The organism is Paraburkholderia sp. Ac-20342 (genome assembly GCF_017104985.1).
Taxonomy (GTDB): Bacteria; Pseudomonadota; Gammaproteobacteria; order Burkholderiales; family Burkholderiaceae; genus Paraburkholderia.
Genome location: NZ_JAAGPQ010000086.1, coordinates 22,099 through 33,183, shown reverse-complemented (window position 1 = coordinate 33,183; position 11,085 = coordinate 22,099). Strand labels below are relative to the sequence as shown.

At 65.6% G+C, this 11,085-nt stretch carries 11 protein-coding genes; 4 read left to right on the top strand and 7 right to left on the bottom strand.

Annotation, left to right across the window (positions count from 1 at the left end; all coding sequences use genetic code 11):
- The 4 genes from fliO to fliR all read left to right on the top strand — a co-directional run.
- Positions 1 to 320 (top strand): flagellar biosynthetic protein FliO (gene fliO, locus G3N58_RS26860; RefSeq protein WP_206000681.1); only part of this gene is annotated, 320 nt, incomplete at its 5' end.
- Positions 321 to 469: 149 nt separating this feature from the next.
- Positions 470 to 1,225, top strand: coding sequence for a flagellar type III secretion system pore protein FliP (gene fliP, locus G3N58_RS26855; protein WP_167047369.1), 756 nt, complete (start codon positions 470 to 472; stop codon positions 1,223 to 1,225).
- Between the two features lie 70 nt (positions 1,226 to 1,295).
- Positions 1,296 to 1,565 (top strand): flagellar biosynthesis protein FliQ, encoded by a 270-nt coding sequence (fliQ, locus tag G3N58_RS26850; RefSeq protein WP_167047366.1) that lies wholly within the window; start codon positions 1,296 to 1,298, stop codon positions 1,563 to 1,565.
- A 10-nt stretch (positions 1,566 to 1,575) separates the two neighbouring features.
- The gene (fliR, locus tag G3N58_RS26845) at positions 1,576 to 2,358 is read left to right on the top strand and encodes a flagellar biosynthetic protein FliR (protein WP_167047363.1); all 783 of its coding nucleotides are present in this window, start codon (positions 1,576 to 1,578) and stop codon (positions 2,356 to 2,358) included.
- A gap of 121 nt (positions 2,359 to 2,479) precedes the next feature.
- On the opposite strand, the gene flgL is transcribed toward fliR, so the two are convergent.
- From flgL to flgG, 7 genes are all read right to left on the bottom strand, one after another.
- Positions 2,480 to 3,706: a flagellar hook-associated protein FlgL gene (flgL, locus tag G3N58_RS26840; RefSeq protein WP_206000679.1), complete on the bottom strand. Its 1,227-nt coding sequence runs from the start codon at positions 3,704 to 3,706 to the stop codon at positions 2,480 to 2,482.
- An 11-nt stretch (positions 3,707 to 3,717) separates the two neighbouring features.
- Positions 3,718 to 5,712: a flagellar hook-associated protein FlgK gene (gene flgK / locus G3N58_RS26835; protein ID WP_206000677.1), complete on the bottom strand. Its 1,995-nt coding sequence runs from the start codon at positions 5,710 to 5,712 to the stop codon at positions 3,718 to 3,720.
- Positions 5,713 to 5,997: 285 nt separating this feature from the next.
- Positions 5,998 to 6,771, bottom strand: coding sequence for a flagellar brake protein (locus G3N58_RS26830; protein ID WP_205193236.1), 774 nt, complete (start codon positions 6,769 to 6,771; stop codon positions 5,998 to 6,000).
- A gap of 464 nt (positions 6,772 to 7,235) precedes the next feature.
- Entirely contained in the window at positions 7,236 to 8,249 is a 1,014-nt protein-coding gene (gene flgJ, locus G3N58_RS26825; protein WP_167285527.1) for a flagellar assembly peptidoglycan hydrolase FlgJ, read from the bottom strand.
- 12 nt (positions 8,250 to 8,261) lie between these two features.
- Positions 8,262 to 9,440, bottom strand: a complete 1,179-nt coding sequence (locus G3N58_RS26820) for a flagellar basal body P-ring protein FlgI (RefSeq protein ID WP_167047625.1) — start codon at positions 9,438 to 9,440, stop codon at positions 8,262 to 8,264.
- 80 nt (positions 9,441 to 9,520) lie between these two features.
- On the bottom strand, positions 9,521 to 10,219 hold the full coding sequence (gene flgH / locus G3N58_RS26815) for a flagellar basal body L-ring protein FlgH (RefSeq protein ID WP_167047351.1): 699 nt from the start codon (positions 10,217 to 10,219) through the stop codon (positions 9,521 to 9,523).
- 29 nt (positions 10,220 to 10,248) lie between these two features.
- Positions 10,249 to 11,037 (bottom strand): flagellar basal-body rod protein FlgG, encoded by a 789-nt coding sequence (gene flgG, locus G3N58_RS26810; RefSeq protein ID WP_167047348.1) that lies wholly within the window; start codon positions 11,035 to 11,037, stop codon positions 10,249 to 10,251.
- Positions 11,038 to 11,085: the final 48 nt, after the last annotated feature.

The window sequence follows — 11,085 nt, the reverse complement described above, 5'->3', positions numbered from 1 at the left end:
GCGCGTGGCTCGCGCGGCGCTTCGGCCTGCAAACGGGCCAGCGCGGCGGGCTCGTGAAAACCATCGGCGGTGTGTCGCTCGGCGGCAAGGAGCGCGTCGCGGTCGTCGAGATCGGCGATACGTGGCTCGTGCTTGGCGCCGCGCCCGGCAACGTGCGTCTGCTGCATACGATGCCGGCCGGTTCGGTTGCCGATGCCCTGGCCGCCTCGCACGCGCCGCATGCCGGCAATCTTCCCGGCACCTTTGGTCAACGCTTTCGCGACGCCCTGAAAGGCGAAGTGGGCAAACGTTTCAACGCGCAAGGCGGCGGGGATCGGTAATGCAGGTCAGTTTCAGGCAAGCGGGTTTTCAGGCTTCACGTCCAGCGCATGAGGCGTATAAGGCGCAGGCCGCGCATAAGGCCCATGAAGCACGCGCAACGCGCCATGACGCGTCCGCCGCTGCATCGCGTGCCGCGTCGCCGCGCCGCATGAGGTCGTGGTGGCCGTTGCTGCCGCTCGCACTCGCGGCGCTGCTATTCGCGCTGCCGACGCTGTCGTTCGCGCAAACCGCCGGCCTGCCGGCCTTCACGACGAGCCCCGGCCCGAACGGCGGCACGACCTACTCGCTGAGCGTGCAGACGATGCTGCTGCTCACGATGCTGTCGTTCCTGCCCGCCATGCTGCTGATGATGACGAGCTTCACGCGCATCGTGATCGTGCTGTCGCTGCTGCGCCAGGCGCTCGGCACGACGACCACGCCGCCGAACCAGGTGCTCGTCGGGCTCGCACTGTTCCTGACGCTGTTCGTGATGTCGCCGGTGCTCGACAAGGCCTATAACGAAGGCTACAAGCCGTTCTCCGAAGGCACGATCACGATGGATCAGGCGGTCTCGCGCGGCGTCGCGCCGTTCAAGACCTTCATGCTGCGGCAGACCCGCGAGAGCGATCTCGCCCTCTTCGCGCGCATCTCGCACGCGGCGCCGATGCAGGGCCCCGAAGACGTGCCGCTGTCGCTGCTGGTGCCCGCGTTCGTCACGAGCGAGCTGAAGACCGGTTTCACGATCGGCTTCACGATCTTCATTCCGTTCCTCATCATCGACATGGTGGTGGCGAGCGTGCTGATGTCGATGGGCATGATGATGGTCTCGCCCGCGACGATCTCGCTGCCGTTCAAGCTGATGCTGTTCGTGCTCGTCGACGGCTGGCAACTGCTGCTCGGCTCGCTCGCGCAGAGTTTCGTCTGATGCCGGCCGTGCTTCCGTTCGCCGTTTGGTTCGCTTTCCCGTTCGCTCCACCGATCCCCAGGCACTCACGATGACACCCGAAGCAGTCATGACATTGGCCCACGGGGCCATGTACGTCGGCCTCGTGCTCGCGGCGCCGCTGTTGCTCGTCGCGCTCGTCGTCGGCCTGCTCGTGAGCCTGTTCCAGGCGGCCACGCAGATCAACGAGAGCACGCTGTCGTTCATTCCGAAGCTGCTCGCGATCGTGGTCACGCTCGTGATCGCCGGACCGTGGATGCTCACGACGATGCTCGACTATCTGCGCCACACGCTCAGCAGCATTCCGACGCTCGTCAACTGAGCGTGCCGCCATGTTCACGGTCACCTACGCCCAACTGAACGTCTGGTTGACCGCGTTCCTGTGGCCGTTCGCGCGCATCGCCGCGCTCGTCGCGACCGCGCCGGTCTTCAGCAACGTATCCATGCCGACGCGCGTGAAGATCGGCCTCGCCGCGTTCACGACGATCATCGTCGCGCCGACCGTCGGCGCGCTGCCGCAGGTCACGGTGTTCTCCGCAGCCGGCGTGTGGATTCTCGTCAACCAGTTCCTGATCGGCATCGCGCTCGGCGTAACGATGCAGATCGTGTTCCAGGCGATCGACGCGACCGGCTACTTCATCGGCCTCGGCATGGGCCTCGGCTTCGCGACCTTCTTCGACCAGCAGGCGACCGGCTCCGGCGTCGTGATCTCGCGCTACATGACGACGATCGCCACGCTCGTGTTTCTCGCCGTCGACGGTCATCTGCAGGTGATCGCCGCGCTCGTGACGACGTTCCAGTCGGTGCCGGTGTCGGCCAACCTGCTCGCGCCGCACGGCTGGCAGACGCTCGCGAACTGGGGCGGCTCGATCTTCTCGGCGGGGCTGCTGCTCGCGCTGCCGGTCGTCGTCGCGCTGCTGATCGCCAACCTCGCGCTCGGCATTCTCAATCGCGCGGCGCCGCAGATCGGCGTGTTCCAGATCGGCTTTCCGCTCACGATGCTGGTCGGCCTGCTGCTCGTGCAGTTGATGCTGCCGAACATGATCCCGTTCTTCGTGCGGCTGTTCGACAGCGGCATCGACGAAATGGGACGGGTCGCGGCGGGACTGAAGTAAAGACGCGGCTTCGATGCCGCAAGCGCGCTGGACGTGATGGATGCGCAGGACGCGCCGGATAAAAAAAACCGGCTTGCGCCGGTTTTCCTGTCTCTGCCGCATCCCGCTATCGCGTAGCGAATCAGTTGTTGATGTACTGGAACAGCGACATGTTCTGGATCTGCACGAACGCCTGCTGCGATGCCTGCAACGCGGCTTGCGTCAGCGTGTACTTGCTGATTGTCGAGACCATGTCGGTCGAGGTCAGATCCGACAGGCTGCTTTGCGTCTGCAGCGTGTTGGTCTGCGTGACCGCTTGCAGCGCCTGCACTTCCTGCTCGCGGCCGCCGACCGACGCCTGCACCGCCGTCACGTTGCCGATCGTGTTGGCAAGCTGGGACAGGCCCGTGTTCAGCGCATTCTGCAGATTCGCCGTGGCCGCCGTGCTGCCTGTCACCGGCTGCTGGAGCGCGGCGATCATCGCGTTCAGGTTGGCGAATACGTCGGTGCCCGCCTGGTTGGCCGGCTGGACCGTGAAGCTGTCGCCGGCAGCCGGCGTGCCCGTGATCGCCACCGTCTGACCGCCCATCGCGATGTCGGCGCCCTCGGTGTAGGTTTGCGGCGTGCCGACCGCACCCGTGGTGGTGTCGGTGATCGTGTAGGCCAGCGTCGCGCCGCTGCCGCTGAACGCAATCTGGTACGCGTCCGCATTCCCCGCGTTGGTCGGATCGTTCACCGTCACCGCGCCGGCCACGCCCGTGCCGGTGTTGGCCGGATTGCCGGCCGCGATCGGCTCCGCATTGGTCGAGCCGACGCCCATGAACACGGCCATCCCGTTGTCGCCGGTTGCCACCTGGGTGTTGCCGGTGACCTGCATGGTGCGCGTGCCGTCGTCGCCCGCATAAACGACCGCGCCGCTCGCATCGGTCGTGAACGCCTGGGTGGCGCTCTGAAACCCCGAGAACAGCGAATTGCCCGAGCTGTCGGTCGCATTGGCGTAGGTCAGCAACTGGTTGCGCAGGCTCGTCAGTTGCGTCGCGATGGCGGTGCGGTCGGCGTCGTTCAGCGAGCCGTTGCTCGCCCTGATGCCGAGCGTGTTGATGCTGTTCAGCGTGCTGAGCACGCCGCCGAGCGTCGAGTCCTCGGCCTGCAGCGACGAAAGCGCCGCGTTCTGGTTCGTCGTGTATTGCGACAGCGCGGTCGCCGTCGAGCTGAGCTGCACGGCCTGGGCCGCGCCGAGCGGATTGTCGGCGGGCGAGGTCAGGCTCGAACCGCTCGAGATTTCCTGATAGATCTGCGACAACTGAGCCTGCTGGCTGCTCATTGTCTCCACGTTCATGCTGAAGTACTGCGCGCTGGAAATACGCATGGTTCGACGCCTTACGAGAAGATGCCAAGCAATGTCTGGAACAGCGTCTGCGCGGTCTGGATAACCTTGCTGTTGGCCTGATAGAGCTGCTGGTACTGAAGCAGGTTCGCTGCTTCCTCATTGATGTTGACGCCCGATACCGACTGCTGCGCCGACGTGATCTGCGTGACGAGCGAGCTTTGCGCGGTCGCCGAGGTCTGGATCTGCGAAGCCTGGTTGCCGATGCCGTTGACGTAGTTCGCGTACGCGTCGGTCAGCGTCGAGGTGCCGCCCGCGAGCGATTGCGCAGTGGTCAGGTTCGACAGCAGTTGCGCGTTGCGGCCGTCGTTGCTCGCGCCGGTATTGGGCCCGATCGTGAACGAGTCGCCGTCCGAGGGCGTGCCGCTGATCGTCACCGTCACGTTGTTCATGCTGCCCGCGGCGGTCGAATTGCTCGGGTTCGTGATCGTGAGCGTCGCGCCCGTGCCCGGCGAGTACGGCACCGCGGTCGTCGCCGAGGTGATCGCGTACGACGTCGAGGGCGGGCCGGCAACCGTCACCGTCGAATTCAGCGGGAAGCCGGTGAGGCCCGTGCCCGCGGTATACGTGAGCGTCGTCTTGCTGGTCGGCGCGCTGTAGCCGGCCATCACCGAGCCCTGCGTGATCGTCGCGCTACCGGTGTTCGACGACGCGGCCGAGGCGAGCACCGGCGCCGCCGCCGCGATCGCCTGGGGCGACGTGGTGGCGAGCGCGAAGCCATTGAGCGCGCCGCGCGTCGGCTCGATCGAGAACGAGTCGCCGGCCTTCATCGTGCCGGTGGCCGAGAATTGCAGGCCGCCGATCGGCTTCGTGAGGTCCGCCGCCGAACCGACGATACTGCCGGTTTCGTTGTCGGTCAGCGTATAGGTGCTGCCGTCGTACGAGAGCGTGTAGTCGCTCGTGGTCGGCTGGGTCGCATCGGCGAACGACACGCCGAGCGTCGCGTTGCCGGTGTTCTGCGCATTCGCGTAGACGGTCGGCGCGCCGACCGTGAACAGCGCGCCGCCCGCGGTGCCGTTCAGCGTGATGCCGAGTTCGTTCTGCGCGTTCACCTGCGCGGCGAAACTGGTCGCGATCGCGCCGAGCTGCGCTTCGGCCGGATCGAGCGTCTGGGAGCGGAATTGCAGCAGGCCGCCGAGCGTGCCGCCCGACACCTTGGCGTCGGGAAGCGTCTGCGGCGTCGGCACCGGTTTCGCGCCGGCCTGGCCGAGGTACTGGACCGACAGCTCGCTCGGGTCGCTCGCCGAAGTCGCCGTGCCGAGGTTGAAACTGTTGCCGGCCGACACGAGTGGCTGGCCGTTCGACATCAACACGCTGTAGCTGCCGTTGCTGTCCTGCACGACCGACACGCCGATCAGTTGCGACAGGTTCGATACCGCTTCGTCGCGCTGATCGAGCAACTGGTTCGGCGGCTGGCCCTGGCTGCTCGCCTGGGTGATCTGCGTGTTGAGCGCGGCGATCTGCGCGGTGTAGGTGTTGATCTGCGTGACGGCGTTGCTCAGTTGCGTGTTGACGCTCGCGCGCAACTGGTCGTATTGCGCGCCCGCCGCGTTGATCTGGTTCGCGAGCGTCTGCGCGTCGCTAACCGCGGTTTGCCGCGTGGAAATGCTCGACGCGTCGTTGGCAATGTTCTGCAGGCCGGTGAAATATCCGGTGATGGCGCTCGCGATCCCTGCGGTCGGGCTGCCGACCAGGTTGTTCAGCTGCGAGATCATCGTGTTGTACGCGCTGAGCGCGCTACTCGACGACTGCGCGTTGTTCAGCTCCGTCGCCAGATACTGGCTGTACTGGCGCTGCACGGTGTCGGTAGAGACGCCCATCGGCAGATAGCCGGAGCCCGTGTAGCTGCCGCCGACTTCCGAATAGACCGGCGTTTCGAGCGAGTAGCCGGGCGTCGACGAGTTGCTGATGTTCTCGCCGGTCGTCGTCAAACCCCACTGGGCGGCATTGAGTCCGCTGAGGCCGATATTGAAGAGATTGCTGGACATGCGTCATCCTGAAGGGCGGCACCGCAGACCTGCCGCCACGTTGCTGGAACATCCTCTTTAACGGCCCGTCGCGCGAAAAATTGAGGGCCGTTCCGCTTCGTACGACGCTTTCTTTCGCGTCGTTGCAACGTTTGCGCGCCGAGCCGGAGAAACGCGCGCCGTGCGGTGTGCACGGTGCGCGTTGCGTTCGGCTCGCGTCGTTTGCGCTCGCTTCGTTTGGCGCGTCTCGTTTGGCGCGTCTCGTTTGGCGCGTTTCGTCCGGTACGTCCGGTACGTCGTGCCGGGCTAGCGCACCAGCGAGCGGCGCTTCATTTCGAGCTGCGTGATAAGCCGCTGCAGCGTGTTTTCCGCGCTGCCGGGCAGCGTCAGAAAACGGAAGCCGAGCTGGTAGCGCTGCGTGCCGTTCGGCAGCGCAATCGAGCGATGCGACACGAGCTGCAGATCGAGCGATAGACGGCCGAGCGCGCCGAGCGCGAGTTCGCAGTCCATCAGGCGCGTGCCCATCGGCAATTCGGCGACGCGCTCGTCGGTCGTGCGCATGCCGAGGCCGCCGAGCGACAGGTCGTGCACCTCGAAGCGGAACGTGTCGCCGCCGGGAAAGCGTCCGCTACACACGTAGGGGTCGAGAATCGGCGCGTTGACGCGGAAGTATTCGCGGCGCTGCACGTAGAACAGCACCTCGGGAAAATCGGCCTCGAACGCGGGCAGTCCCTCGAAGCGCGTCTCGCGCGGCGTCGCGGTCACGAACTCGACACGCACGCCGTCCGGCGCGGCGTGGAACTTGCAGCGCGGCGCGGCGAGCAGCCCCTTGTTCTGTTCGGAGAGCGCACCCCAATCGAAAGTGAAGGTGCGCTCGCGCACGTCGACGTCGAGCAGGCGAGTGACGAGCTGCCCGCCCGCGTATTCGACGGTGAGGAAATCGCCGCGATTGACGAGATTGCGCAACTGCACGCCGATCTCGAGCGGATTGCGGCGGCCGAAATCGGGAACGCTTTCGTCTTGCGGGTCGTGCGGCTGGCCGTGTGTGTCGATCTGGCTATTCGACTGGTTCATATCCATGAGCTTGCCGGTATGCATGTTCTGGCGGGCACGCGCCAACGGTTCTTTCGACCCGAAGGTCTTTAGCGCCGCCGCGGCCCGCGCGTTCGACCGGAATGACAGCGATTTTCCGGTATCGGGTCTAACTCGTTAGCGGCAGCACCCAGCCAAAATTTAGGGCACTTTTATTAAAAATTTGCTGCAAATTCGCCGCAAACGTTAAAACTCGATCCGCCCCTTTCCCCATGCTTTTTCACGCCGGCTGTTTAGCGCCGCTTCGATTGCCGCGCCTTTATGCATATGCCTTTACGTGCGAGCGCGTTACGCATGCTCTTTCACCTTGCCCGCCTACTGCCTGAACCGCTTCAACGCTCATGTACCGCGTACCGCCTCACAGCTTATTCTCGCGGATCGGCCAGCCGCCTTCCGGCAGCCGGCCTTCTTCCGTCTTATATGCACCTGGCCCCGTCGCGTGCATTCTTTAATCAGCCCATTTTCTGCATGATCGACAACAGCTTTTTCGCGTAATGCGGGTCGGTTGCATAACCGGCGCGCTGCATGCCGTTCGCGAAACCGTTCACGTCATGCGACGAATTGATCACCTGCGCATAGCGCGGGTTGTTCTTCAGCAGGCTCGCGTAGTCGGTCATCGCTTCCTCGTACGAGTCGTACGCGCGGAATTTTTCGACGCTGCGCTGCGGCTTGCCGTTCACGTATTCTGTCGTCACCGTCGAGACGGTCTTGCCGGTCCAGTCCGGCGTCGCCTTGATGCCGAACACGTTGTGGCTCGTCGAGCCATCGGCTTTCCTGATCTCGCTCTTGCCCCAACCCGTTTCGAGCGCCGCCTGCCCGACGATGAAGCGCGCCGGAATGCCGGTCGCCGCGCTCGCGGCCTGCGCCGGCGCGGCGAGCTTGTCGACGAACGCATCGACTTTCGGCGAGCTGCCGTCGCCGCGCAACGGCGGCGTCAACGAACTATTGCCCGAGTAGCCGTGGCCGAGCGCGAGCTGGCCGTTCGCCTGCGCATTGCCGTAGGCGCGCGCGAGCGCGTTGAGCGCGGCGGTTTGACCTTCGTCGCCGCCGCTGCCGCCGCCGAGCGCGTTCGCCATGCCGGCGAGACCGCCAGCGGCACCGGCGCCGCCCACGCCACCCGAGCCGCCCACCTGCATGCCCTGGTTGCGCATCAACTGCTTGAGCATCGCGTCGGCGACGCCGATGCCCTTCTTCGACAACTGCTGCGCCAACTGCTGATCCATCATCGACGTGAAGGTCGCCGAATCGTGCGAATCGAACGGGCCGTCCTGCGGCGTCGCATCGCGCATGCTTTTGAGCATCATCTGCGTGAAGACCGCGTCGAACTGCTGCGCGGCCATCTTCATGCCGGCTTGCGGCGAAGCCTTGGCCTGCGCGCTCAGTGCGCCGAAGCCCTGTACGTCGAGCGCGAAGCGGCTGCTGAGGTCGTTCGCGGAGTTGACGCTATTGGTCGGATTCGAATTCATCTGCTGTCTTCCCTAGATGATTTCCAGATCGGCGCGCAACGCACCCGCCGCCTTCATGGCCTGCAGGATCGACATCAGATCCGCGGGCGTCGCGCCGAGCGCGTTGAGCGCCTTCACGACTTCGGCGAGGTTCGCGCCGGCGTTCACGAGCTTCAGCGAGCCGTTGTCCTGCTTCATCTGGATCTGCGACTGCTGCGCGACCACGGTGCGGCCGTTCGAGAACGCGCCGGGCTGGCTCACGACCGGCTGCGTGTTGATGACCACCGACAGATTGCCGTGCGCGACCGCGCAACTCTGCAGCGTGACCATCTGGTTCATCACGATCGAGCCGGTGCGCGCATTGAGGATCACCTTCGCGGCCGCCTGGGCCGGGTGCACGTCGAGGTTCTGCAACTGCGCCATGAACGAGACCTGCTGTTGCGGATCGCCCGGCGCGCGCAACTGGATCGTGCGGCCGTCGAGCGCGGTCGCGGTGCCGCTACCGAACGCGTTGTCGATCGCGGCGACGACGCGCTGCGTCGTGTCGTAGTCCATGTCGTTCATATCGAGCTGCATCGTGCCGGCCTGCGACACCGCGGTCGGCACCGCGCGCTCGACGATCGCGCCGGCCGCGATGCGGCCCGCCGCGAGCTGGTTGACCTGCACCTTGCTGCCGTTCGCGCTCGCGCCCGCGCCGCCGACCGCGACGTTGCCCTGGCCGAGCGCGTACACCTGGCCGTCGGCGCCCTTGAGCGGCGTGAGCAGCAGCGTGCCGCCGCGCAGGCTCTTCGCGTTGCCGAGCGAAGACACCGTCACGTCGATCGCCTCGCCGGGCCGCGCGAACGGCGGCAGCACCGCTGTCACCATCACCGCAGCGACGTTCTTCAACTGGATGTTCGACAGCGACGACTGCGAGTTGGTCGAGCCCGCCGCCTGGTTGTTGATCGAGATGCCGAGGTTCGCCAGCATGTTGGCGAGCGTCTGCGTCGTGAACGGCGTCTGCGTGGTCTGGTCGCCGGTGCCGTCGAGACCGACCACGAGGCCGTAGCCGATCAGCGGGTTGTCGCGCACGCCCTGAATTTGCGCGAGGTCTTTCAGACGCTCGGCATGCGCGGGCGTCGCGAGCGGCAGCACCGCGCAGGCGAGCGCGAGCGACGACGCCAGCGCGGCGAGCGCGCGGCCGTAGCGCGTGGAGCTCACGAGGCGCGGCAGGTGTGGAAGACGCACGAGGAAAAGACGCACGAAGCGGCGCAGGGAGAACGAGGCGCGAAGGTTCGGAACGGTACGCATGATTACCACGGCGCCACGTTGAGGAAGAAGCGCTGCAGCCAGCCCATGTTCTCCGCTTCGTCGATATAGCCCTTCGCCGAGTACTCGATTTTCGCGTCGGCGACCTGGGTCGAATACACCGCGTTGAGGCTCGAAATCGTGTTCGGATTCACGACGCCGGAGAAGCGCACGAACTCGTTGCCCTGGTTGATGAGCATCTGCTTCTGGCCGCTCACGATCAGGTTGCCGTTCGCCTGCACGCCCGTCACGGTGACGGTAATCGTGCCGTTGAACGTATTCGACGCGTTCGCGCCGCCGGTGCCCGAGAACACGTTCGCGCCGTTCGCGCTCAGGTTGGTCTTGCCAAAGAGGCCGCCGAGAAAGCCCGCGGTCGGCACGGCGAAATTCGTGTTGCCGTTGCGGTTCGCGTTCGCGCCCGACGACTTGGTCGCGTTGATGTTTTCGGCGATCACGATCGTGATGATGTCGCCCACGTTGCGCGGCCGCTGGTCTTCGAACAGCGGGCGGCCCGCGAAACCCGGGTTGTAGATCGAGCCCGGCGCCTGCGCCTGCGGCGGAACCGGCGGCATCGCGGTCATCGGCTGCTGCGTGATCGGCTCCTTGGGCACGAGCCCGCAGCCGCCCAGCGCCGCGAGCAGCGTGAGCTGCACGAGCGCCAGGGCCGTGCGCGAATGCACCGGGGTGCGAGTGAAATCCGACATCGTGATCACCTTGCTTGAATCCCTGCCCCTCAAACCTGCATCTGGCTGAGGGTTTGCAGCATCTGGTCGGAGGTCGTCACGGCCTTGCTGTTGATTTCGTACGCGCGCTGGGTCTGGATCATGTTGACCAGTTCCTGCACGACGTTCACGTTCGACGCTTCGACGTAGCCCTGGTTGAGCGAGCCCGCGCCGTTCAGGCCCGGCTGCGAGACGTTCGGCGCACCCGACGAGGCGGTCTCCGCGAACAGGTTCTCGCCCTTCGCGTCGAGGCCGGCCGGGTTGATGAAGGTCGCGATCTGCATCGAGCCGAGCTGCTGGCTGTTGCTCGAACCGGCCACCGTGATCGACACGACGCCGTCGCTGCCGATCGTGAGCGAAGTGGCGTTGGTCGGGATCGTGATCGCCGGAATCACCTGATAGCCGCTCGACGTGACGAGCTGGCCCTGCGCGTTGGTCTGGAACGAACCGTCGCGCGTGTAGGCGGTCGTGCCGTCGGGCATCTGCACCTGGAAGAAGCCCGCGCCGTTGATGGCGATGTCCTTCGAGTTGCCGGTCTGCTGCAGGTTGCCCTGCGTGTACAGGCGCTCGGTCGCGACCTGCTGCACGCCAGTGCCGAGCTGGATGCCGGACGGCAGTTCGGTCTGCTGCGTCGAGTTCGCGCCGGGCTGGCGGATGGTCTGGTACAGCAGATCCTCGAAGACCGCGCGCGAGCCCTTGAAGCCGTTGGTACTGACGTTCGCGAGGTTGTTCGAGATCACGTCCATCTGCGCCTGTTGCGCATTCATGCCGGTCGCGGCGATATAGAGTGAGCGGTTCACTTAGGGTTCTCCAATGTTGGAGCGCGCCTCATCGCGCGCCCCATGGCA